This window comes from Streptococcus sp. 29896, assembly GCF_032594915.1.
In the GTDB taxonomy this organism is placed as follows: domain Bacteria; phylum Bacillota; class Bacilli; order Lactobacillales; family Streptococcaceae; genus Streptococcus; species Streptococcus suivaginalis.
Genome location: NZ_CP118733.1, coordinates 457,591 through 481,230 on the forward strand (window position 1 = coordinate 457,591; position 23,640 = coordinate 481,230).

Genomic DNA, 23,640 nt, shown 5'->3' on the forward strand with positions numbered 1-23,640 from the left:
ATAATTTTTTTCAAAAAAATACTGGACATAACCAGTTATTCGTGTTAATATATTGATAGAAAAAGAAAACGGTTACAGCGGAGGTTGAAAATGAAGGATTTTCAAATAAAAGATGACTTCTATTTAGATGGAAAACCTTTTAAAATTTTATCTGGAGCTATTCATTACTTCAGAGTCCATCCAGACGATTGGTACCATTCTTTGTATAATCTAAAGGCTATGGGCTTCAATACAGTTGAAACCTATGTTCCCTGGAATCTACATGAACCGCAAAAAGGTCAATTTGATTTTAGTGGGATTCTTGATTTAGAGGCCTTCTTGGATTTGGCCCAAGAACTTGGGCTTTACAGCATTGTTCGTCCTTCCCCCTATATTTGTGCAGAGTGGGAGTGGGGTGGCTTACCAGCTTGGCTAATGACGGAAGATCTTCAGGTTCGTTCCAGCGATGCAACCTACTTGAAGCATTTAGACGATTATTACGCTTTTCTGCTTCCTAAGTTAGTCAAGCGCCAACTCTCCCACCAAGGCACAATCCTCATGTTCCAGGTTGAGAATGAATATGGTTCCTACGGTGAAGAGAAGGAATACCTGAGAGCTGTTGGCCGGTTGATGAGAAAACATGGTTTGACTGCTCCATTCTTTACATCAGATGGTCCATGGCGTGGAACCTTGAGAGCAGGGACGCTCATTGCAGATGATATCCTGGTGACAGGAAACTTTGGCTCACGGGCGAAAGAGAACTTCAAGCAGATGCAAGATTTCTTCGATGAGTATGGTAAGAAATGGCCGCTCATGTGTATGGAATTTTGGGATGGTTGGTTTAACCGCTGGGGTGACGAAATTATTCGTAGAGACCCTGTTGAGTTGGCAGAAGCAGTGATGGAATGTATTGAACTAGGTTCTATTAACCTCTATATGTTCCATGGCGGAACTAACTTTGGTTTCATGAACGGATGTTCTGCTCGAGGCCAAATTGATCTACCACAGGTGACCTCTTATGATTATGATGCCATCTTGGATGAAGCGGGTAATCCAACTCGGAAGTTCTATGAAATTCAGTCTCGCTTGAAGGCAGCTTATCCAGACATCGAGATTGCAGAACCATTGATTAAAGAAGCCAAAGCCTTCCCAGAAGTAGCATTGGCTGAAAAAACTGGTCTCTTTGAGAATCTGGATATCCTATCAAGCAAACACCAATCCTTTTATCCGAAGAATATGGAGGCTCTTGGACAATCTACTGGTTACATCCTTTATCGAACTGAGATTGAGAGAGATAAGGAAGAACCAGAACGCTTTAGGGTGATTGATGGTCGTGACCGGATTCAGGTTTACGCAGATGGTCAGTTGGTGACTACCCAATACCAAACAGAGATTGGGGACGATATTGAACTCCATATGCCGGAGAAACAAGTGGAGTTAACCATTCTGGTAGAAAATATGGGCCGTGTTAACTACGGTCACAAGCTTACTGCACCAACCCAATCCAAGGGGCTAGGTCGAGGAGCCATGGCAGATCTTCACTATATCGGAAATTGGGACATCTACCCATTGCCGCTGAAAGATGTTAGTCAGCTTGATTACAGCCGTACCTGGACAGAAGGGCAACCAGCCTTCTACCGATTTACTTGTCAGATAGAAGAGCTGGCGGATACCTATTTGGATATGACAGGCTTTGGTAAGGGCGTTGTATTCGTTAATAATGTCAATATTGGTCGTTTCTGGGAAAAAGGCCCGATCCTTTATCTCTATATACCAAAAGGATACTTAAAGAAAGGAGAAAACGAAATAGTCGTCTTCGAAACAGAAGGCAAGTATAGCGATAAGATTCGTTTTTCACAGAAACCCGTTTATAAAGATTTATGATGAAAAGGAGAAATTTATGACAATTGTAGCTGCGCGTATTGATGGACGCTTGATACATGGTCAGGTTGCCAATCTTTGGACAACAAAATTAAACATTGGACGCATCATGGTTATCGATGATGCAGTTGCCCAAAATGATATTGAAAAACAAGGTTTGAAACTTGCTGTTCCACCAGGAGTGAAGTTGTCAATCTTGCCAATTGAAAAAGCAGCAAACAATATCAAAGAAGGCAAATATGACAGCCAACGTCTCTTGATCGTGGCACGTCGTCCAGAGAACTTCCTTCGCTTGGTTGAGTACGGAGTTGACCTTCCTGAACTAAACGTTGGAAATATGTCTCAAAGCCCTGAAACTCGTTCAGTGACTCGCTCCATCAACGTTGTTGATAAAGACATCGCTGACTTCGATGCTTTGGTTGCAAAAGGTGTGAAATTGATTGCCCAAATGGTGCCAGGTGACACACCAAAAGACTTTATGCCATTGTTGGATAAAGTAAGATAATTTACGGATATTTTTGAAAAATTTTAAAGGAGGATCACTATTATGCAATGGTGGCAAATATTACTTCTAACGCTCTACTCTGCTTATCAGATCTGTGATGAGTTGACAATTGTATCGTCAGCTGGTTCACCTGTATTTGCAGGTTTCATCTCTGGTTTGATCATGGGTGATTTGGCAACTGGTTTGACAATCGGAGCGTCTCTTCAATTGATGGTACTCGGTGTGGGTACTTTCGGTGGTGCATCTCGTATCGACGCAACTTCTGGTGCAGTTCTTGCAACAGCCTTCTCAGTATCACAAGGTATTGATCCAGAGTTGGCAGTAGCAACAATCGCGGTACCAGTAGCTGCACTCCTTGTCTATACAGATATCGCCGGTCGTTTCTCAACTACTTACTTCGCACACCGTGTGGATGCAGCGGTTGAAAAATTTGACTACGCAGCAATCGAACGTAACTACCTTCTCGGTGCTATCCCATGGGCACTCTCTCGTGCACTCCCTGTATTCCTTGCTCTTGCATTCGGTGGTGAATTCGTAGATGCAATGGTACAAGCTATCCAACAATATCAATGGGTTGCAAACGGTTTGACATTGGCTGCTCGTATGCTTCCAGGTCTTGGTTTCGCTATCCTTCTTCACTACCTTCCACTTAAACGCAACCTTCACTACTTGGCAGTTGGTTTTGCCCTTACAGCTATGTTGACTGTTCTTTACGGTAACGTATCTGCATTGGGTGGCGCTGTGGCTGGCATCGTTGGTACTCTTCCAGAAGATTCTGGTGTAGCATTTGTAAACAACTTCAAAGGCTTGTCAATGATTGGTATCGCAATTGTTGGTATCTTCCTTTCAGTTTTACACTATATCAACGGCCAAAAAGTAGCAGTAGTTGCTCCATCAAATTCAGAAAGTGGGGAAATTGACGATGACGAAATCTAATTACAAATTAACAAAAGAAGATTTTAATCAAATCAACAAACGTAGCTTGTTCACTTACCAACTTGGTTGGAACTATGAGCGCATGCAAGGTTCAGGTTACCTTTACATGATCTTGCCACAGCTTCGTAAAATGTACGGAGACGGCACACCTGAATTGAAAGAAATGATGAAATTGCATACGCAATTCTTCAATACTTCACCATTCTTCCATACCATCATCACAGGTATTGACTTGGCTTTGGAAGAAAGCGACGGTGTTGCTTCTAAAGATGCGGTTAACGGTATCAAGACTGGTTTGATGGGTCCATTTGCACCAATCGGTGACTCAATCTTTGGTTCATTGGTTCCAGCAATCATGGGTACTGTTGCAGCGACTATGGCTAGCCAAGGTTCACCAGTTGGTATCTTCCTCTGGGTGGCTGTGGCAGTTGTTTATGACATCTTCCGTTGGAAACAATTGGAAATTGCTTACAAAGAAGGTACTAAACTGATCACAACAATGCGCGACCGTTTGACTGCTCTTGTTGATGCAGCTTCTGTACTCGGTGTGTTCATGTTGGGTGCTTTGATTGCAACAATGATCAACTTTGAAGTTTCTTGGGCTCCAACTGTTGGTGAAAAAGTGATTGACGTTCAAGACTTGTTGAACACAATCTTCCCACGTTTGGTTCCAGCAATCTTCACAGGATTTGTATTCTGGTTGCTTGGCCGTAAAGGCATGACTTCTACTAAAGCTATCTTGATTATCATCGCACTTGCAGTTGGACTTTCTGCAATCGGTCACTTCGTATTTGGTATGGCTTAATGGTAAAAAGTTTAATTTTGGTTAGTCATGGTCTCTTCTGTGAAGAGTTGAAAAAATCAACTGAGATGATTATGGGGCCTCAAGAGGATATCCATACAGTTGCACTCTTACCAGAAGAAGGTCCAGAAGATTTTCAACGAAAATTTGAAGAGACAATTGCTCACTTAGATGACTTCGTAGTCTTTGCTGACCTGCTCGGCGGAACACCTGCCAATGTGGTTTCACGAAAAATCATTGAAGGTCAATCATTCCATCTCTATGCTGGTATGAACATGCCAATGATTATCGGTTACCTAAATGGTGTCCTGCTCGGCGAGGAAGTTGACTATGTTGAATTTGGTGCAACCAATATCCAGCATGTCAATGACTTGTTGATTAGTTCAGACGACGAAGATGAGTGAAACAGTTCAGTGAACTGTTTCAGCCCGAGCCTTAAAACTGGAAAGGGAGGGAACTCCAGTGGAGTTTTTCAGCTCGATCCTTGAAACAAAGAGGAACGGGATCTTCTAAGGAGAGTTATAGCACGGCCTAGTAATGCTAAGGCAGTCGCTGTATAAATTGGCTTTAAGTATCCTAAGGGGACCTAGTCACTAGGTTCCCTTATTTTTTGGAGGTATGCTATGCAAATTGAAGATTTTGGTCGAGAAGCCAAATTATTTATTCTGAAAAATGACAATGGCTTGCGGGTTTCTGTGACAAACTTTGGAGCACGTATCGTCAAGATAGAAGTTCCAGCCGAGCAAGATGGAGACTATCGCAACGTTTCATTGGCTTGTTCTTCAGTCGAGGACTACTTGGAATTGGATCCCTATGTAGGTGCCTCTATTGTTCCTGTGGCAGGGCGGATTTCAGATGCGCGTGTTGAGATTTCAGGTAAGGAATATGCCTTGACTGAAAACGAGCCTGGTCGAACCTTACATGGTGGCGTTAATACGGCAAACTTGCGAAACTGGGAATGGGAGTGTAATGGCAAAGAAGAAGTCCTCTTTACAACCGTTTTAGAAGATGGTTTTAATGGTTTTCCAGGCCGGATTGAGGTTGGAGTTCGCTATTGTTTATCAGCAAGCAATGATGTTCATGTTGATTATTTTGCAAGATCAGACAAGGATACGATTTTTAATCCAACTAACCATGTCTATTTCAACTTGTCTGGGCAATTTTTCGAGAGTATTGGTCAACACCAGCTGAAGATTGCTGCGGATTATTATGTACCTTTAGGAGAAGACAATCTTCCACTCGGAGAGTTTGCAGCGGTTGATGGAACACCGTTTGATTTTAGAGAGTTTGCGCTGTTTGAAACAGGCTTTTCATCGGACCATGAGCAGACAAACTTGGTCAAGGGCTATGACCATCCTTGGAAACTTTCGCGTCAAGAGACAGCTGTAGAGGTGTGGAGTCCAGATAAGAAGGTTGGATTAGAGGTTTCAACCGATCAACCAGCTGCGGTGATTTATACCTATAATTTTCCACAGGAAAAACTGGCAGCCTATCATGGTGTCTTTAGTATGGAGTGCCAAGGATTTCCCAATGCTTGTAATTTAGAAGGTTTTGGGTCTATCTTTTTAGCAGCGGGAGAAGAATTCTCTTCCCAGACACGCTATCGTTTGAAATGGTAGAGGGGTTACTCCTCTACTTTTCTTATAGGCAAGAGGTCTGATTTATGGTATAATGTTTCAGAATGCTTGATGAGAGAAGGTGAGAAGATGTCGAGAGAAGAACAATTTTTAAAAGAATTTGAGGCTTGGGTTGATAGCCAGTTGGTGATCAATGAGATGGCTATGACTGAGAGTCGTCGAGCTGTTGAAGAAGACAAGGATGAGCGGGCAGCGGATGCCTATATTCGCTATGAGAGTAAATTAGATGCTTATCGCTTCATCAAAGGAAAATTTGAAAACTACGCGGCAGGAAAAGACTTCCACGACCTACCAGATGGTTTATTTGGTCAGCGGCATTATTAATCAGACGGGAGAGATGAAAAATGGGAAAAAAGAAAGTAAATCGTAAAAAAGTTTTGAAAAAACAATTAGCAGACTTGAAACGTGCAGGTCGTGTAGGTCTTGAAAGAGCTGCAGAGGTAGTAGAGACAGTTGCTCATAAGGCTGAGGCTGCAGTAGAGCATGCTGCGGAGCAAGTGAAAGAAGTTGTAGCAGAGGTGACTTCTTCAGCAACTTCATTGGAAGACTTTTTGGCACTTCCTGAGTTGGAAGGCATTGCGGCAGCACGTTTGGAAAACTTCTACGAAGCAGGCATTCAATCTGTGGCTGATTTTGCAAACCATACAGAAAAAGAGCTCTTGGCTCTTAAAGGCATCGGTCCTGCAACCATCAAGCAGTTGAAAGAAAAAGGGATTGACTTGAAAGCCTAAATCCCTTGCTTTTCAAGGTACAATTTGTTACAATAAAGCCATTCAGAGGTGTTTTGAGCCCCATTTGTCACAGGAAGCGGTGGTACTGAGAAATCCGCACAAATGTCAAAACTGGTTGCTGATGATGTGAATCGAATAAGCAAAGTGCAGATAACTTATCTGAACAAGGGTGGTACCGCGGAATAACTTCGTCCCTGTCTAGCAAGTCTAGGCAGGGATTTTCATTTGGAAAGGAGAAGATATGTTACATCATGTTGAAATATATGTTTCAGACTTGGAAACCTCACGTGCATTTTACGACGTTCTCCTGACCAAGCTGGGCTACTCGCTCTATCAGGAGTGGGAGGACGGGCTGTCTTATAAAAAAGCAGAGCAGTACCTGGTCTTTGTCCAAACGCCAAAGGACTTCTTAGAGGCAGGTTATCACCGGTGCCGAACAGGTCTCAATCATCTAGCCTTTCATGCGGGCACACCTGATGAGATTGACCAATGGCGGAAGGAATTTTTGACCAGACGAGTCAAATTGCTCTACGACGACCGCTATCCCCATGCAGGAGGACCAAACCACTATGCCCTCTATCTAGAAGACCCAGATGGGATAAAGATAGAGTTGGTGGGGGAGGAAGGATGAATCTAATTATTATTGGAGCACAAGCTTCTGGCAAGATGACCGTTGGGCAGGAAGTTGCGAAATTGACAGGGATGACCCTCTTTCATAATCACGATTCGATTGATTTTAGCCTACGATTTATCCCTGAATTTTCTGAGGATATGTTTGACCTCAATACACGTATTACATTTGCTGTTTATGATGTATTTGCTAGGTCAAACCGCCCACTAATTGGAACTGCCTTGATTAATTTTAAAAATCTCATAGATGTTCAATTTCTTACAACAGTTCAGACGATTTTTCATCATCATGGTCAGGAAATTTTATTTGTTGAATTGGAAACTGCTTTAGAAGAACGTCTGCGACGTAATCGGACAGAAAATAGACTGACCCATAAACCTTTGAAACGAAACATTGAAGTTTCAGAGGCTGAGATTCTTTCTACAGCTGATACATGTCAATATACCTCATTAGGCATTCCAGAGGGCATTCAGCATTATCTCAAAATTAATAATACCCACCTTACTGCTAATGAAGTTGCTCAACTGATTATCCAAAAAATGGAAGAGCTTGAGCTAGAGCAAACGAAATAGCCAGCCCAAGGGACTGACTATTTCTAGGAGATTATATGAAAAAGAATTGGGCTATTTCTAGCTTGAGGATAGTATAAGCCAATTTTCTTAAAGAATACTAAAGGAGAAAAAATAATGTCAAAAGAATTATCACCAAAATATAATCCAGCCGAGGTTGAGGCTGGTCGTTACCAAACTTGGTTGGACCAAGATGTCTTTAAGCCGTCAGGCGATGCTGAGGATAAGCCTTATTCTATCGTCATTCCGCCGCCAAACGTAACTGGTAAGTTGCACTTGGGACACGCTTGGGATACAACTTTGCAAGATATTATCATCCGCCAGAAACGTATGCAGGGCTTTGACACCCTCTGGTTGCCAGGTATGGACCACGCGGGGATTGCGACTCAGGCTAAGGTTGAGGAGCGCTTGCGTGAGCAAGGTGTGACCCGTTATGACTTGGGCCGTGAAAAATTCCTCGATAAAGTTTGGGAATGGAAGGATGAGTACGCAGCGACCATTCGTGAGCAATGGGGCAAGTTGGGTCTGTCTTTGGACTACCAACGTGATCGCTTCACGCTGGACGAAGGCTTGTCAAAAGCTGTTCGCAAGGTCTTTGTAGAACTCTACAAAAAAGGCTGGATCTACCGTGGCGAATTTATCATCAACTGGGACCCAGCAGCTCGCACAGCCCTTTCAGATATTGAAGTTATCCACAAGGACGTAGAAGGTGCCTTCTACCACATGAATTACATGTTGGAAGATGGTTCTCGTGCCCTTCAAGTTGCGACAACTCGTCCTGAAACCATGTTCGGTGACGTTGCGGTTGCGGTTAACCCAGAAGACCCACGTTACAAGGACTTGATTGGCAAAAACGTTATCCTGCCAATCGTCAACAAGCCAATCCCAATCGTTGCGGATGAACACGCAGACCCAGAATTCGGTACGGGGGTTGTGAAAATCACTCCTGCCCACGATCCAAATGACTTCCTCGTAGGTCAACGCCACAATCTGCCACAAGTCAATGTTATGAACGACGATGGTACTATGAACGAGTTGGCGGGTGAATTTGCAGGCATGGACCGCTTTGAAGCTCGTAAGGCAACGGTTGCTAAGTTGCAAGAACTGGGTGCCCTTGTCGAAATCGAAAACCGTGTGCATTCTGTCGGTCACTCTGAACGTACAGGTGTGGTGGTCGAGCCACGTTTGTCAACACAGTGGTTTGTCAAAATGGACCAACTGGCTAAGAATGCAATTGCCAACCAAGACACCGCTGACAAGGTAGAATTTTACCCACCACGTTTCAACGATACCTTCCTACAATGGATGGAAAATGTACACGACTGGGTTATCTCTCGTCAGCTTTGGTGGGGGCATCAGATTCCAGCATGGTATAACGAATCTGGCGAAATGTACGTCGGAGAAGAGGCTCCAACAGGTGACGGTTGGGTACAGGATGAGGATGTCCTAGACACCTGGTTCAGCTCTGCCCTTTGGCCATTCTCAACCATGGGCTGGCCTGACGAAAACGCAGCGGACTTCCAGCGTTACTTCCCAACTTCAACATTGGTAACGGGCTACGATATCATCTTCTTCTGGGTGTCGCGGATGATTTTCCAATCGCTTGAGTTCACAGGCCGTCAGCCATTCAAGAACGTGCTGATCCACGGTTTGATCCGTGATGAAGAAGGTCGCAAGATGTCCAAGTCGCTCGGAAACGGTATCGACCCAATGGATGTCATTGAGAAATACGGTGCGGACGCTTTGCGTTGGTTCCTGTCAAATGGCTCTGCTCCTGGTCAAGATGTTCGCTTCTCTTATGAGAAGATGGACGCTTCTTGGAACTTCATCAACAAGATTTGGAACATTTCTCGCTATATCCTCATGAACAATGAAGGGTTGACCTTGGATGCGGCGCGTGAGAATGTTGCCAAAGTTGCAGCTGGTGAGGCTGGTAACGTGACGGACCGCTGGATTCTCCACAACCTCAACGAAACCATTACCAAGGTCACTGAAAACTTCGACAAGTTCGAGTTTGGTGTGGCTGGTCACATCCTCTACAACTTCATCTGGGAAGAGTTCGCCAACTGGTATGTGGAGCTGACCAAGGAAGTGCTTTACAGCGACAACGAGGCCGAGAAAGTCATTACCCGCTCAGTCCTTCTCTACACACTGGACCAAATCCTTCGCCTCCTCCATCCAATCATGCCGTTTGTGACGGAAGAAATCTTCGCCCAGTATGCAGAGGGATCTATCGTAGTGGCAGCCTACCCTGTGGCCAACCCAGCCTTTGAAAACGCTGAAGCTCACAAGGGAGTTGAAAGCCTTAAGGATTTGATTCGTTCGGTGCGAAATAGCAGAGCAGAAGTGAACGTTGCCCCTTCTAAGCCGATTACCATCTTGATTAAGACAGCGGATGCTGAGCTTGAAACCTTCTTCAAGGCAAATGAAAACTACATCCGCCGCTTTACAAATCCAGAACAGTTGGAAATTAGCTCAAATATTGCTGTACCAGAATTAGCCATGTCAGCCGTTATCACCGGTGCTGAAATCTTCTTACCACTAGCCGACCTCCTCAACGTCGAAGAAGAGTTGGCTCGTCTATACAAAGAGCTTGCCAAGTGGCAAAAAGAACTAGACATGGTCGGCAAAAAACTCAGCAACGAACGCTTCATCGCCAACGCCAAACCAGAAGTCGTTGAAAAAGAAAAAGAAAAACAAGCCGACTACCAAGCAAAATATGATGTGACAGTAGCGCGGATTGAAGAGATGAAAAAACTTGTTAAGTAGGTAGAATACAATAAATGCCCAGCCTAAAAAGGCTGGGTTTTGTGGTATAATAAGGTAAGAAGTTGGAAATCGAGAGGTAAATAAATGACTAGTTCTAATGCGACGCCATCAGCATTTGGTTGGGATTTTCAAGCAAATCTAGGACTATATTTAATAATGGATGAAGATTTAAAACAAATTAAGAAATTTAAGATTGAGGGAGAAACAGAAGATATTGAAATTTACTATAGAGATACAACGGAGAGAAAACCAAAGTTTATCCAAGCAAAGTCACAGGAAAATCCTATATCTGATGGAACGACTTCGAAACATTTGAGTAATGCATTGTCTTCTCTCCTGCAAGTTGTCACAAAAGTTTCAGGTGAATATAGTGAGTTAATATATGGCACGAATATTGAAATTCCGATAAGAGCTCGAGTTAAACAGAAGCTTTTTGAAGGAAATAGGATAAAGTTGTACTATAAAGAGTTGCCGGAACAATTTCAAACAAAAATAGATGGAATTGTTGATGTTTCAGAAATAACAAGTGAAGAATTGATGTCGTTTAAAGAAAGGTTTTCAATTTTAAAAATTTCTTTTTATGGCCAGGATAATGAAACAAGATATAAAGTAGTTCAAGAAAAAGTTACATCTAAGTTACGTTCATTAGGAATAGAACAATATAAGTGTAATAGAATATTTTACTATTTTCAAAAGGAATTTATTCAAAATGCTTCAAAGCGTGTTGAGTATAGTATTGAAGATCTTGGATTAACTATAATTTTATTTAGTTTTGAAGATGAAGAAAATTGGAGTTTTAATAATTTAGATATTCCAGAAGAACTTATATCTCGAATTAAAGCAGAATTTTCTAATTACATCTTAGAAAAACAGCTTGATTTTCAATTTATTAGTCAACTTGTTGGAGATTATAAAAAGTATAGTATGACAACACCATATATACCTTCATCTCAAAAGATTCAGCACTTTGTTAATGATACTTTTAGTAATTATTCTGATTATTTTTTACAAAAAACAACTAATGTTAATCAGGAACTTATAGATTGCATTATAAAAGTTACTATATATCGAATTTTAATAAATAGAGTTGGCATAGAGACTATCACAGAAGGGATGGCTTTAAATGAGATTTATTAATCTAACAATAAAGGAAGGTTTTTTTTCAAAAAACTTTGATTTCGGAGATAAGACAGCTATTTATAGCCACATTAATAGCGTAGGGAAGTCGACGTTACTTCGTCTCTTATTTTATTCGATAGGTTACAGTATTCCCTCTACGAAAAAAATAAGGTTTGATAAATTAGAAACAATATTATATTTAGAAACAGTAGAAGGAATTTGTGAAATTTATAGAAAAGATAAAGATATTGTTCTAAAATGTATAGACTCTGAAACTTGGAAATTAAGGTTACCTAAAGATTTAGAGTTTATTCTTCAAAAAATTTTTAATATAAGAAATTCAGATGTTTTACTGAATATTATTGGGGCAATATATTTAGATCAAGATAAAGGATGGACATTATTAAATCGAGGAACTGTTATTGGAGGAATTAAATTTAAAATTGATCAACTAATTCAAGGTATGTTAAATATAGAACCTCTTCAGGCTTTAAATGTCGAATTAGAGGAGGTAGTTGAAGGGATTTCTAGATTAAAACAACTGAAGAAAATAGTTGATTACCAACACGAAAATACTACAATTATCAAGGAATCAAATTTTGAATCGACTAAATTATTGGATTTAGAAAAAAATCTGTCTATGATAATGGGAAAAATAAGTAGCTTAGAATCAGAAAAAGATACCTTGAGGGTAACTCTTGAAAAAAATGAAGAGTATCTAGCGTATTTAGAGAACTTACATTTATTTATTAAAGCACCTGAATCAGGGGAGGAATTTCTATTAAAAAAAGAATTTGTCAAAGGTTTTGGAGCCTATCAGAAAATTATTGAGTTAAAAATTTATAATTTAGAACGTAAAATTAAGGAATTAAGAAAAAAAGAGGAAAAAATAAGGATAGAGATTAGGGATTCAGAAAAATTCTTTAATACTGAGAATACAATAGAGTTATTTGAGAATAGATTAAATCTCTTGGTTGTACCCAAAGAGACAATTGATTCAGAATTATCACGGTTGAAAAATAGAAAAAAAGAATTAGAGTCGATACGTTTAAACTACTTATCAAGTGAATTGATGCAGAAAATTTACGAGAACATCATGTATTTTGCGAAAAAATTAGATGTAGCAGAGTATTTAGAGCATGAAAAAGACTTTATATTAACTTCTGATTTGAAGTCTTATAGCGGGACTATTTTACACAAGCTAGTATTTTGCTTTAAGTTAGCATATATTGTCGAGCTTCAAAAATACTTAGGCTTTAGGTTGCCGATTGTCTTAGATTCACCTAGTGGACGAGAAGTGGATCAGAAAAATATTGAAGATATGTTTAAAATTCTTAATGAAGATTTTGTGGATAATCAGATAATTATCGCTTCGATTTTTGAGTACCCTCTATATTCACCAGATAAGATAATCAAGATTAATAAAAATCTATTAGAGTAATCTTTAGTTTTATATTTTTTATAAAACAGGTGCATACATGACAAATTCTGTAAGTTCACACCAGCAGGGGGGGTGAAATCTGAACTCCGCTTTCTTATTTCTGTTCTTAGGAATCAAGATTAATTATTTTTATTTTGGATTTATCCTATATGACTTTATTTAATGGTATAAATGAAGCACTTTTTATATAGTTACGCATAGAAGTCATTATTTGACATTCTAAAAGGCTACATAATCTCCACAGTGGTTTTATCCCACTACAGTCTTGTAGAACTCTGATTTTAGCCATACTAGATTAAACAAATGCCCAGCCTAAAAAGGCTGGGTTTTGTGGTATAATAAGGCTAGAAATTCAAACAGGAGGAGTCTATGCAACCAACCTACAACATCGATAATCCCAATCTTTCCTATGAAGCCAAGCAGGAGCTCTGGGAAACTGGTTTTGGTCTTCAAAAAGTGGATGGGTTGACTCCATCTGTTTATATGGAGGAGTTGGCTGATAGGCAAGCTCGTGGAGAATACACCTATGAACAGGTGTATGAGGAAATTACAAAATACCACCAGTCAACTGATGCCAGTACACAAGAGGCAGACCTTGTCTCTCTCCGAATTGTTGAAATGCTCTCTCAAAATGGTTTTAGCTTGCGACCAACTACTCTCTTACATATCCATAAAGAGCTCTTTCAAGGTGTTTTTGACAGCGGTATTCCAGTAGGTGAATATCGAACGGTTAACATTACAAAAAATGAGCCAGTCTTAATGGGTGATACTGTAATCTATTCGGATTTTCCATTGATTGTCGCAACTTTAGATTACGATTTCCAGCAGGAGAGAGATTTTTCTTATGCTGGCTTAGATAAAAAAGCCATTGTTGCCCATATCCAATCATTTATTTCAGGTGTTTGGCAAATCCATCCATTTCGAGAAGGGAACACTCGAACAATCACCGTATTTCTCATCAAATACCTTCGCTCACTTGGTTTCGAAACTGACAACGAACCTTTTCAAAAACATGCCAAATACTTCCGAGATGCCCTTGTACTTGACAATGCTAAGTTAGTAAATAAACGCTCAGACTTTTTAACCGCCTTTTTTGAAAATCTCCTCTTGAACGGTCAGAATGATTTATCAAGTGAGAGGATGTACGAGGAGTTGGGAGTAAAAGTGGAATGATGTAATAAAGTATTTTCAGAAAGATTTATTTTCAAATTTCTAGAGATAGATTGACTACTGATAATTGAATTTTATACTGGTACTTTTGAAATCCCAAATTAGATTCAAGTTATTTATTGCAATAAACGAACACAGGAAAATATCATGTCCAACAACAACTTATTCCAAGACCACCTTCTTCACTCCTTACAATATGGTTTTATCGATAGAGAGATTTTTCAAGAAGGGGTTTATTCGCCTAAAATTTTAATTAATGATACAGAGACTCATCGTTATGTTTTAAATGATATTCAAGAAGAATTAAGCAAGGCTAAATCCTTTGCTTTCAGTGTGGCTTTCATTACTCAGTCTGGACTAGCCCTAATTAAAAGTCAATTATCAGATTTGGCGGATGAGGGGGTTCAAGGGAGAATATTAATTTCTCCCTATCTGGATTTCAACGATCCTATTGCGATGAAAGAATTGCTTAAACTGAAAAATGTCCAAGTTCGGATAACACCAGTCAATTTGCAAATGCATGCTAAGTTCTATCTATTTGAGCAAAAAGATAAACAAGTTATCATTTCAGGTAGTTCCAATTTAACGCATACGGCTTTAAAAGTGAACTATGAGTGGAATGTGATGTTGACATCTACACATAACGGTGATTTTATCCAGAATGCAGAAGAAGAGTTTGAGCGTATTTGGGAAAAATCAATCGTTTTAGACCTAGAAGCAATCAATGCATATTCAGCTCGTAGGAAGACGGTGATAAAAACAGCGACGATTCAGGACGAGTCAATAGCATCTTACCAAGAAACCATTCGTCCCAACAAGATGCAAGAGCAAGCTCTAGAAGGTCTCGCAACCGTTAGGAAAAATGGTGCACAAAAAGCTCTGGTCATTAGTGCAACTGGAACAGGTAAAACCTATCTTTCTGCCTTTGATGTCAAACAATACAATCCAGATCGAATGTTATTTATAGTTCACCGAGAGCAAATCCTACAAAAATCATTAAAAGATTTTCAAAAGGTATTAGGATTTGAAGATGATGAAGGGTGCATTTATAAGAGTGGGATGGATATATCACAGAAGAGGTATATCTTTGCAACCATTCAAACAATATCGAGAGAAGGCAACCTCCAATCTTTTGATCCAACTTTCTTTAACTATATTTTGATTGATGAGGTTCATAAAGCTGGTGCAGACACCTATAAAAAAGTGATGAATTATTTTCAGCCAGATTTTTATTTAGGGATGACAGCGACACCGGAGCGAACAGATGGACAAAATATTTATGAGCTTTTTGACTATAATATTGCCTATGAGATCCGTTTACAAGAGGCACTTGATAATGATATGCTTTGTCCATTTATATACTACGGTGTTTCAGACATTAAGATTGATGGCCAATTAATTGATGAAAAAGCCACTTTTTCAAATTTAGTTTCTGAACAACGTGTCAATCATATTTTAGAAAAAATTGCTTACTATGGAGTAAGTGGTGAGGCGGTAAAAGGGTTGATTTTCTGTTCTTCACTAAATGAAGCAAAAGAGCTAGAGGGGCAGTTTAATGCAAGAGGACTCCGTACACGCGCTCTTTCTGGGGAACATAGTCAAGAAGAGCGACAGCGAGTTGTTCAAGACTTAGAAAATGGAAACTTAGACTATATTCTGACGGTTGATATTTTTAATGAGGGAATTGATATTCCGAGTGTCAACCAGGTTGTCATGCTTCGCAATACCCAATCGAGTATCATTTTTATTCAACAATTAGGACGAGGCTTGCGAAAGCACGATTCCAAAGAATATGTTACGATTATTGATTTCATTGGAAACTATCAAAACAACTATCTAATTCCAGTAGCACTCTTTGGTGATCAGTCTATGAACAAAGACAATTATCGTCGTGAGGTCAGAGAGCCCAACATCTTAAAAGGATTGACGACAATTAACTTTGAGAAGGTTGCCAAAGAACAAATTTTTTCTTCTATCACAAATACGACACTTTCATCAATTAAAATTTTACGAGATGCTTTTAAAGACTTAGAGAATAAGTTGGGTAGGGTTCCGTATCTATCAGATTTCGTAAAATTAAACAGCATTGATCTGAACTGCCCCCAAAAAGTTGGACAAATAATTATTGAAAGGATTTAGTTCTGTATTGGACAGGACTAAGTCCTTTTAATTTTGCTTTTATTCGTTTGTTGTTGTAGTAAAAAATATAATCTGTAATAGCTTCTTCAAGCTCATCAAGTGATTGATAAGATGTCTCGAGTCCATAAAACATTTCAGATTTGAGAATGCCAAAGAAAGACTCCATCATCCCATTATCTGGGCTATTCCCTTTGCGGGACATGGATGGTCGAATGCCTTTGGTTTCCAAAAAGTAATGGTAAGACTGGTGCTGGTATTGCCAACCTTGATCGCTGTGGAGAATAGTCCCACTGTATAAATCTGCTGGAAAAGCCTTCGCAAGCATGGTTTGAACCTGTTTCAAGTCAGGTGACCGAGACAGGGTAAAATCAATAATCTCACTATTATAGCCGTCAAGAACAGGCGATAAGTAGAGTTTCCCTTCAGGCAAAGCAAACTCCGTCACATCGGTATAACATTTTTCATAAGGCTTAGATCCCTCAAACTGACGTTTAATCAGATTATCAGCCTTCTTACCCACCTCACCTTTGTAAGAAGCATACTTGCGCTTACGACGAATACGAGCCGCTAAGCCCATGACTGTCATCAAGCGCTGCACCTTTTTGTGGTTGATGAAGAAACCTCGATTTCTGAGTTCTAAATAAATCCGACGATAGCCGTAATTACCTTTATGGTCATCATAAATGGCTTGAATTTCAGCCTTAATGGCTTTGTTCTTGTCGGGTTTCTCCAGTTGCTTGACTTGATAATAATAAGTTGAGCGAGGCATTTTAGCTGTCGCAAGTAGGAGGTCTAGTCGGAATCCTCCTTGGACCATATCTCTAATTGTTTCTGCTGTTCGCGCACTAGTGTTTCGTCCCTCAAGCGAAGTTCTCTCAACTTTTTTAGGAAGGCCACCTCAGTTCGAAGACGTTCATTTTCCTCTTGAAGGCGCTCTAATTCCGTCATCTCTTCCCAGGTTTTCTTGCGTTTACGTCCCATCTTGCTCGGTCTCCCTCTTGGTTTTTCAAGAATAGTATACCCGTTTTTCTTGTATTGTGCTATCCAATTGGGAAGCATTCCTCGATTTGGCAAGGCATAATCAAGGGAAACTGAGAGTTGAGAGCACCCATGAATCAAGACCTTATCCATTATTTCTTGCTTTAATTCAGGTGAATAATACCTATTTTTACCTTTTTCAACGCTTTCCACGCCATATCGATCCATGAGTTTTATCATGTATGTGAGATTGGCAATAGTGACCTTGTATATCTGGCTAAGGTTGACCCACGACACGCCACTCTTTCTCAGCTCATATATTTCTAGTTTATCTTCATAACTTAATTTCATAAGAAAAACACCCCAATCGTTAGATTTTGTGTCTAACTTTTGGGGTGCAGTTCAATCCGCTTGTCTTTTTTGAAAACTCCAGTTTTCAAAATTATGGAGATGTCATCAATAAGTTTTCAGAAGAAACAATCCTTCTATCAGAAGTTGAAAAGCGATTTTTGAATTTTATTACATTTGAAATCTTGAATGGTAAACGAAAACATGAACTGTATTTGTTGAAATTACTTGTCGAACATAAAGGACTAGTTTCGTCAGATAAATGGTTTGAATGTATTATTGAGCATGATTTAGATTTTCAAACAGATGTTTTGGACTCGGTAACAAGAGTGTTGGACCTATCATTTCTAAAAGCCCAGGAGCAAAAGAAATATGGTAGTGATCCGTTAGTTGATTTTGATGGGGATATGTATAGATTGAATAATGCGGTCTATCAATCACTAGAAAATAACAGTATTTTTGCTCAACTTTTTATTGATACAATTAAAACTGGGATATTAAAATCAAAAGAGTATCCTGAAATTTTCACACTGGGTCAGAAATACACTCGACGTGAAGTGCTTAAATTAATGAATGTTGCAAAAGACGAACCACCTTTAAATATTGGTGGATACAAAATTGATAAGGAAACCAATTCTTGTCCGATTTTCATCACTTACCATAAAAGTGATGATATTAGTGATACCATCAAATACGAGGACGAACTTCTGAATGAGTCAACTTTGAAGTGGTTTTCAAAGAACAAACGTACATTAGATTCTAATGATGTATCGACGATCATCAACTCTAATGAAAATGAATTGAGGTTAGAACTTTTTGTCATAAAAGATGATTCAGAAGGTGGAGAATTTTATTATCTTGGTCCACTAAGATACGTTGAAAATAGTGCAGGTGAAGTGATGAAAAATGGAGATTCAGTTGTTCAAATGTTATTTAAGTTGAATTCACCAGTGGAGACAAACTTGTATAAATACCTGACTGATAAATAAAAAATAGAGATTCGCTGGAATCTCTATTTTTGTTGCAAACATTTGACAGCTGGAATATCTACTGGTGCCCATTCTAAGTCATCTAATTGTTCGATTGGAAGCCATTTAGAATCCTGGTGTTCTAATAATGTTAAATTTCCAGCGACTAATTTTGAACGGTAGGTTTTCATTGTAACAATGCCAAAGTCATATTCGTAGGATGCTTCATTTAGGAAAGAAATAATTTCTATTTCAGAATCAAATTCTTCTTTGATTTCGCGAACTAAAGCCTCTTCAGGAGTCTCACCTTGCTCAAGCTTTCCTCCAGGAAATTCCCAATAGCCCCCTAGGCTCTTTCCTTCAGGACGCTGGGCACAAAAGATTTTTCCATCTTTTTCGATTACCGCTGCTACGACATTAATAATTTTTTTTGACAAGATTTGACCTCCACAATAAACTCTTTAACAGATTTTGTTATACTTTGTATATATATTACTTTAAAGGATTCAAAATGTCTAGACAAATTGCACACCTCCCCTCTCTCATCCCTTTCGGTTTTATCTTCTCCGATGGTCGTTACACCTACCGTGAAGTCTTCATGGAGGGGCAGTTTGAGGCGGTGGTGGAGGTGGATGAGGCTGGCCAGTTGTCGTCCTATGTCTGGGATTGTGAGATGGAGGAGGTCTATACCGCCCATCTGGTGACTGCGCCAGCTGGGGCTTTTGTGGGGCAGGTGAGAGAAAGCTATCAGTCTATTTTGGCTCGGGTAGAGGAGGCTTGTTGTATCGCTCTGCCATTTTCCAAAGACCAAAGCAACCGCATAGCCCAGCTCATCAAGGAGAAGTGGGGTGACCTACCTGATTATCCCTTTGCCAAGTCGCCCGAGACAGGTGCTTTTCGCCATCCTGCCAATAGTAAGTGGTACGCTTTGGTGACTCAGGTCAAGCGGGGACAGCTGGATGGGAGCGCTGATCAAGAGCTGGTGGAGATTGTCAATCTCAAGGTTGACGGTCGGGAAATAGCAGAGCTGCTGAGCCAGTCGGGCATCTTTCCTGCCTACCATATGTCAAAGAAGACCTGGGTGTCGGTCTTGCTGGATGAGACTGTGGAGGACCAGATGGTTTTTGCCTTCCTTGAGAAGAGCCGTTATCTGGTAGGACCAAAATCCTACAAGGCGGAGCAAGGGCCTGATTACTGGGTTATTCCAGCCAATCCAAAGGTCTATGATATTGATACCGAGTTTGCGGAAAATAAGGTAGTCTATTGGCCACAAAAATCAACCATTCAAGCTGGGGACATCGTAGCCATCTATGTGACGGCACCAGTACAGGCTATTCGGTATGTTTGTCATGTCTTGGGGGCGAATCTAGAAAATCACGGACAATCAGACATTCCTACAGATAAGAAAGTCATGCAGGTGGAACTGCTTGCTCAGCTGTCCGATGATGTACTTCCTAGAGCGCGCATGATGGACTTGGGTGTCAGGGCGGTGCGTGGTCCTAGACGCTTGACAGAGGGCGTGATAGAAGTGCTGTCAGCCGAAGTGAAAAAACCTCCATTAAATTATCAGAATATTTAATAAAAAGACTTTACAAGTGGGTAAAAAAGAGTATAATAAGGTGTATAAATTTTAAGGAGGTAAGGTATGAAGAAAAGCTTCATTCATCAGCAAGAGGAGATTTCTTTCGTCAAAAATACATTCACCCAGTATTTGAAAGACAAGTTAGAAATCGTAGAAGTGCAAGGACCGATTTTGAGTCGTGTCGGGGATGGTATCCAAGATAATTTGTCCGGCGTGGAGAATGCAGTATCGGTGAATGTGAAATTGATTCCCAATGCGACCTATGAGGTGGTTCACTCTCTTGCAAAATGGAAGCGTCATACCTTGGCTCGTTTCGGTTTTAATGAAGGTGAAGGTCTCTTTGTGCATATGAAGGCCCTTCGTCCAGATGAAGATTCCTTAGATGAAATCCACTCAGTCTATGTGGACCAGTGGGACTGGGAAAAGGTGATTCCAGCAGGTCGTCGTAACTTGGCATATTTGAAGGAAACGGTGGAGCAGATTTACAAAGCTATCCGTCTGACCGAATTGGCCGTTGAAGCTCGTTATGACATTGAGTCTGTTTTGCCGAAGAAAATCACCTTTATCCATACGGAAGACTTGGTGAAAAATTTCCCTGATTTGACGCCAAAAGAGCGTGAAAATGTGGTGGCCAAGGAGTACGGGGCAGTCTTTCTGATTGGTATTGGTGGAGAGTTGGCTGACGGTAAGCCACATGACGGCCGTGCACCAGACTACGATGACTGGACCAGTCCATCTGAGCCAGGCTACAAGGGACTAAATGGGGATATCTTGGTTTGGAACGAGGTCTTGGGTTCAGCCTTCGAATTATCCTCAATGGGGATTCGGGTTGATGAGGCAGCCCTTCGTCGCCAAGTAGCTATTACAGGAGATGAAGAGCGCTTGGAATTTGACTGGCACAAGGCACTCTTGAGTGGTTTGCTTCCGCTGTCTATCGGTGGTGGTATTGGGCAATCGCGTTTGGCCATGTTCTTGCTTCGTAAGAAACATATCGGTGAAGTGCAGTCTAGCGTGTGGCCACAAGAAGTGCGAGACAACTTCGAGAATATTTTGTAAAAAAAGAAGAGATTGGTTTTCAATCTCTTTTCTTTCTTGTTTATCAAACAAACTGAAAACATTTACAATGTGATTATCTGTGATTTTTCAGTCAATCTATGATATACTTTTTTAGTTACATTAAATGATATAGAGGATATTATGACAAAACTTAGAAATGACATCCGTAACGTAGCCATTATTGCCCACGTTGACCACGGAAAAACAACCCTCGTTGATGAGCTTTTGAAGCAGTCACAAACCCTTGATGAGCGTACGCAGTTGGATGAGCGTGCCATGGACTCAAACGATATTGAAAAAGAGCGTGGTATCACCATTCTTGCCAAAAACACTGCCGTAGCTTACAACGGAACACGTATCAACATCATGGACACACCAGGACACGCGGACTTCGGTGGTGAGGTTGAGCGGATCATGAAAATGGTGGACGGTGTTGTGCTTGTCGTAGATGCCTACGAGGGTACTATGCCACAGACTCGTTTCGTATTGAAAAAAGCTCTTGAACAAAACTTGACACCAATCGTCGTTGTCAACAAGATTGACAAACCGTCTGCTCGTCCAGAAGAAGTTGTGGACGAAGTACTTGAACTCTTCATCGAATTGGGTGCAGATGATGACCAGTTGGAATTCCCAGTGGTTTACGCATCAGCTATCAACGGGACTTCATCTTTGTCTGACAATCCAGCAGACCAAGAAGAAACAATGGCACCAATTTTCGATACCATCATCGAACATATCCCTGCACCAGTGGATAACTCAGATGAGCCTTTGCAGTTCCAAGTATCCCTTTTGGACTACAATGACTTCGTAGGTCGTATCGGTATCGGTCGTGTCTTCCGTGGTACTGTTAAAGTTGGTGACCAAGTTACCCTTTCAAAACTAGACGGCACTACTAAAAACTTCCGCGTTACCAAGCTCTTTGGTTTCTTCGGTCTTGAGCGTAAGGAAATCCAAGAAGCAAAAGCTGGTGACTTGATTGCCGTTTCAGGTATGGAAGACATCTTCGTTGGCGAAACCGTAACACCGACGGATGCGGTTGAGCCACTTCCAGTTCTTCGTATTGATGAGCCAACTCTTCAAATGACCTTCTTGGTTAACAACTCACCATTTGCAGGTCGTGAAGGCAAGTGGGTAACTTCTCGTAAGATTGAAGAACGTCTTTTGGCAGAATTGCAGACAGACGTATCTCTTCGTGTTGATGCGACGGATTCTCCAGATAAATGGACTGTTTCAGGTCGTGGTGAATTGCACTTGTCTATCTTAATTGAAACCATGCGTCGAGAGGGCTATGAGCTTCAAGTATCACGTCCAGAGGTTATCATCAAGGAAATCGACGGTGTGAAAATGGAGCCGTTCGAGCGTGTGCAAATCGATACACCAGAAGAGTACCAAGGTTCAGTTATCCAGTCCCTTTCAGAGCGTAAGGGCGATATGTTGGATATGATTTCAACTGGTAACGGTCAAACTCGTTTGGTCTTCCTCGTTCCAGCTCGTGGTTTGATTGGTTACTCTACAGAATTCCTTTCAATGACACGTGGTTACGGTATCATGAACCATACTTTCGACCAATACTTACCTGTTGTTCAAGGTGAAATCGGAGGTCGTCACCGTGGTGCCCTTGTCTCTATTGACCAAGGTAAGGCAACGACTTACTCTATCATGCGTATCGAAGAGCGTGGAACAATCTTTGTCAACCCAGGTACTGAGGTGTACGAAGGTATGATCATCGGTGAAAACTCGCGTGATAACGACTTGACAGTTAACATCACAACTGCTAAGCAAATGACCAACGTCCGTTCAGCAACCAAGGACCAAACATCTGTAATCAAGACTCCACGTATCTTGACCCTTGAAGAATCCCTTGAATTCTTGAACGATGACGAGTACATGGAAGTTACACCTGAGTCAATCCGTCTTCGTAAGCAAATCTTGAACAAGGCAGAGCGTGACAAGGCTGCTAAGAAGAAAAAATTAGCAACGGAAGAATAAGTTGACGCACACAAGGAGGAATCATGTTTTACTTGATTATTGCCATTATCTTGGTACTCTTCTATCTATTTGTAGCACCGAATAATATCAAGGGGACCATGAATGTGGTGATAGCGGTCTTCCTCATTGTCATTTTGTTCGCCGCCCTCCTTCTAGGCTTTCTAAAGATTATGGAGGTCTCCCTAGAAGTCTGGTTAGGGATAGCCATGGTGATTTTAGGCCTGTTTGCTATGCGGGATATCAATCATTTGGATAGACCTAAAAAGCGCCAAGCCATTCGGCGATTACAAAAAAAATAAAGAGCCAGTTGGCTCTTTTTCATTTGGCGAATAATCAGAAAAAGAGTCTGGAGATTGAATCCAGACTCTTTTGGATTTACCCTACTAGGTTTGGGCTTTTGTGAATCGACT

The 23,640-nt window shown here is 40.7% G+C and carries 21 protein-coding genes and 1 pseudogene; 20 read left to right on the top strand and 2 right to left on the bottom strand.

Annotated features, from left to right (window positions below):
- Positions 1-90: 90 nt before the first annotated feature.
- From PXH68_RS02180 to PXH68_RS02250, 15 genes and pseudogenes are all read left to right on the top strand, one after another.
- Positions 91-1,863, top strand: coding sequence for a glycoside hydrolase family 35 protein (locus PXH68_RS02180; RefSeq protein ID WP_248028818.1), 1,773 nt, complete (start codon positions 91-93; stop codon positions 1,861-1,863).
- A gap of 16 nt (positions 1,864-1,879) precedes the next feature.
- Positions 1,880-2,365: a PTS system mannose/fructose/N-acetylgalactosamine-transporter subunit IIB gene (locus PXH68_RS02185; protein ID WP_158455548.1), complete on the top strand. Its 486-nt coding sequence runs from the start codon at positions 1,880-1,882 to the stop codon at positions 2,363-2,365.
- A 39-nt stretch (positions 2,366-2,404) separates the two neighbouring features.
- Complete coding sequence (locus PXH68_RS02190) at positions 2,405-3,301, top strand: PTS mannose/fructose/sorbose/N-acetylgalactosamine transporter subunit IIC (RefSeq protein WP_105148553.1); 897 nt, start codon at positions 2,405-2,407, stop codon at positions 3,299-3,301.
- Positions 3,288-4,106: a PTS system mannose/fructose/sorbose family transporter subunit IID gene (locus PXH68_RS02195; protein ID WP_105144994.1), complete on the top strand. Its 819-nt coding sequence runs from the start codon at positions 3,288-3,290 to the stop codon at positions 4,104-4,106. Before PXH68_RS02190 ends, PXH68_RS02195 begins: the two co-directional genes overlap by 14 nt.
- Complete coding sequence (locus tag PXH68_RS02200; protein ID WP_105179888.1) at positions 4,106-4,507, top strand: PTS sugar transporter subunit IIA; 402 nt, start codon at positions 4,106-4,108, stop codon at positions 4,505-4,507. Before PXH68_RS02195 ends, PXH68_RS02200 begins: the two co-directional genes overlap by 1 nt.
- A 219-nt stretch (positions 4,508-4,726) precedes the next feature.
- Complete coding sequence (locus PXH68_RS02205) at positions 4,727-5,722, top strand: aldose epimerase family protein (protein WP_105179887.1); 996 nt, start codon at positions 4,727-4,729, stop codon at positions 5,720-5,722.
- An 87-nt stretch (positions 5,723-5,809) separates the two neighbouring features.
- The gene (locus PXH68_RS02210; protein WP_105115590.1) at positions 5,810-6,064 is read left to right on the top strand and encodes a DUF1912 family protein; all 255 of its coding nucleotides are present in this window, start codon (positions 5,810-5,812) and stop codon (positions 6,062-6,064) included.
- 20 nt (positions 6,065-6,084) lie between these two features.
- Positions 6,085-6,471 carry a helix-hairpin-helix domain-containing protein gene (locus PXH68_RS02215; RefSeq protein WP_105179886.1) on the top strand — a complete coding sequence of 129 codons (387 nt, stop codon included), beginning with the start codon at positions 6,085-6,087 and terminating at the stop codon, positions 6,469-6,471.
- Positions 6,472-6,712: 241 nt separating this feature from the next.
- Positions 6,713-7,102, top strand: a complete 390-nt coding sequence (locus PXH68_RS02220) for a VOC family protein (protein ID WP_248028819.1) — start codon at positions 6,713-6,715, stop codon at positions 7,100-7,102.
- Entirely contained in the window at positions 7,099-7,674 is a 576-nt protein-coding gene (locus tag PXH68_RS02225; RefSeq protein WP_248028820.1) for a DEAD/DEAH box helicase family protein, read from the top strand. Before PXH68_RS02220 ends, PXH68_RS02225 begins: the two co-directional genes overlap by 4 nt.
- 114 nt (positions 7,675-7,788) lie before the next feature.
- Positions 7,789-10,440, top strand: a complete 2,652-nt coding sequence (locus PXH68_RS02230) for a valine--tRNA ligase (RefSeq protein ID WP_248028824.1) — start codon at positions 7,789-7,791, stop codon at positions 10,438-10,440.
- 84 nt (positions 10,441-10,524) lie between these two features.
- Entirely contained in the window at positions 10,525-11,577 is a 1,053-nt protein-coding gene (locus tag PXH68_RS02235; protein WP_074414506.1) for a hypothetical protein, read from the top strand.
- Positions 11,564-13,000 carry a hypothetical protein gene (locus PXH68_RS02240; protein ID WP_024382445.1) on the top strand — a complete coding sequence of 479 codons (1,437 nt, stop codon included), beginning with the start codon at positions 11,564-11,566 and terminating at the stop codon, positions 12,998-13,000. Before PXH68_RS02235 ends, PXH68_RS02240 begins: the two co-directional genes overlap by 14 nt.
- Before the next feature lie 369 nt (positions 13,001-13,369).
- The gene (locus PXH68_RS02245; RefSeq protein WP_024401985.1) at positions 13,370-14,173 is read left to right on the top strand and encodes a Fic family protein; all 804 of its coding nucleotides are present in this window, start codon (positions 13,370-13,372) and stop codon (positions 14,171-14,173) included.
- A 144-nt stretch (positions 14,174-14,317) separates the two neighbouring features.
- Positions 14,318-16,261 (top strand): annotated as a pseudogene (locus PXH68_RS02250) (DEAD/DEAH box helicase family protein); the annotation flags it as partial.
- Between the two features lie 31 nt (positions 16,262-16,292).
- Here the strand turns inward: PXH68_RS02250 and PXH68_RS02255 are convergent.
- A protein-coding gene (locus PXH68_RS02255; RefSeq protein ID WP_316715577.1) for an IS3 family transposase occupies positions 16,293-17,638 on the bottom strand; the annotation gives its coding sequence in 2 pieces (ribosomal slippage) (positions 16,293-17,197 and positions 17,197-17,638; 1,347 coding nt in all).
- A gap of 44 nt (positions 17,639-17,682) precedes the next feature.
- Between PXH68_RS02255 and PXH68_RS02260 the strand changes: the two genes are divergently transcribed.
- Positions 17,683-18,624 (top strand): DUF3427 domain-containing protein, encoded by a 942-nt coding sequence (locus tag PXH68_RS02260; protein ID WP_316715787.1) that lies wholly within the window; start codon positions 17,683-17,685, stop codon positions 18,622-18,624.
- Between the two features lie 23 nt (positions 18,625-18,647).
- Here the strand turns inward: PXH68_RS02260 and PXH68_RS02265 are convergent, their stop codons facing one another.
- Positions 18,648-19,040, bottom strand: coding sequence for a (deoxy)nucleoside triphosphate pyrophosphohydrolase (locus tag PXH68_RS02265; RefSeq protein WP_105151129.1), 393 nt, complete (start codon positions 19,038-19,040; stop codon positions 18,648-18,650).
- Between the two features lie 74 nt (positions 19,041-19,114).
- Between PXH68_RS02265 and PXH68_RS02270 the strand changes: the two genes are divergently transcribed.
- The 4 genes from PXH68_RS02270 to PXH68_RS02285 all read left to right on the top strand — a co-directional run bounded on the left by PXH68_RS02270 (position 19,115) and on the right by PXH68_RS02285 (position 23,529).
- Entirely contained in the window at positions 19,115-20,182 is a 1,068-nt protein-coding gene (locus tag PXH68_RS02270) for an MmcQ/YjbR family DNA-binding protein (protein ID WP_248028839.1), read from the top strand.
- Positions 20,183-20,248: 66 nt separating this feature from the next.
- Entirely contained in the window at positions 20,249-21,241 is a 993-nt protein-coding gene (asnA, locus tag PXH68_RS02275) for an aspartate--ammonia ligase (protein WP_105151131.1), read from the top strand.
- Between the two features lie 141 nt (positions 21,242-21,382).
- Positions 21,383-23,230 carry a translational GTPase TypA gene (gene typA, locus PXH68_RS02280; RefSeq protein ID WP_105151132.1) on the top strand — a complete coding sequence of 616 codons (1,848 nt, stop codon included), beginning with the start codon at positions 21,383-21,385 and terminating at the stop codon, positions 23,228-23,230.
- A gap of 23 nt (positions 23,231-23,253) precedes the next feature.
- Positions 23,254-23,529, top strand: a complete 276-nt coding sequence (locus PXH68_RS02285; protein WP_205031743.1) for a DUF3165 family protein — start codon at positions 23,254-23,256, stop codon at positions 23,527-23,529.
- Positions 23,530-23,640 lie beyond the last annotated feature (111 nt).

Bases quoted from the DNA above. Each gene is read 5' to 3' on its own strand.
- PXH68_RS02180 (WP_248028818.1), top strand. From the start codon at position 91: ATGAAGGATTTTCAAATAAAAGATGACTTCTATTTAGATGGAAAACCT.
- PXH68_RS02185 (WP_158455548.1), top strand. From the start codon at position 1,880: ATGACAATTGTAGCTGCGCGTATTGATGGACGCTTGATACATGGTCAG.
- PXH68_RS02195 (WP_105144994.1), top strand. From the start codon at position 3,288: ATGACGAAATCTAATTACAAATTAACAAAAGAAGATTTTAATCAAATC.
- PXH68_RS02200 (WP_105179888.1), top strand. From the start codon at position 4,106: ATGGTAAAAAGTTTAATTTTGGTTAGTCATGGTCTCTTCTGTGAAGAG.
- PXH68_RS02205 (WP_105179887.1), top strand. From the start codon at position 4,727: ATGCAAATTGAAGATTTTGGTCGAGAAGCCAAATTATTTATTCTGAAA.
- PXH68_RS02210 (WP_105115590.1), top strand. From the start codon at position 5,810: ATGTCGAGAGAAGAACAATTTTTAAAAGAATTTGAGGCTTGGGTTGAT.
- PXH68_RS02215 (WP_105179886.1), top strand. From the start codon at position 6,085: ATGGGAAAAAAGAAAGTAAATCGTAAAAAAGTTTTGAAAAAACAATTA.
- PXH68_RS02220 (WP_248028819.1), top strand. From the start codon at position 6,713: ATGTTACATCATGTTGAAATATATGTTTCAGACTTGGAAACCTCACGT.
- PXH68_RS02225 (WP_248028820.1), top strand. From the start codon at position 7,099: ATGAATCTAATTATTATTGGAGCACAAGCTTCTGGCAAGATGACCGTT.
- PXH68_RS02230 (WP_248028824.1), top strand. From the start codon at position 7,789: ATGTCAAAAGAATTATCACCAAAATATAATCCAGCCGAGGTTGAGGCT.
- PXH68_RS02235 (WP_074414506.1), top strand. From the start codon at position 10,525: ATGACTAGTTCTAATGCGACGCCATCAGCATTTGGTTGGGATTTTCAA.
- PXH68_RS02240 (WP_024382445.1), top strand. From the start codon at position 11,564: ATGAGATTTATTAATCTAACAATAAAGGAAGGTTTTTTTTCAAAAAAC.
- PXH68_RS02245 (WP_024401985.1), top strand. From the start codon at position 13,370: ATGCAACCAACCTACAACATCGATAATCCCAATCTTTCCTATGAAGCC.
- PXH68_RS02270 (WP_248028839.1), top strand. From the start codon at position 19,115: ATGTCTAGACAAATTGCACACCTCCCCTCTCTCATCCCTTTCGGTTTT.
- asnA (WP_105151131.1), top strand. From the start codon at position 20,249: ATGAAGAAAAGCTTCATTCATCAGCAAGAGGAGATTTCTTTCGTCAAA.
- typA (WP_105151132.1), top strand. From the start codon at position 21,383: ATGACAAAACTTAGAAATGACATCCGTAACGTAGCCATTATTGCCCAC.
- PXH68_RS02285 (WP_205031743.1), top strand. From the start codon at position 23,254: ATGTTTTACTTGATTATTGCCATTATCTTGGTACTCTTCTATCTATTT.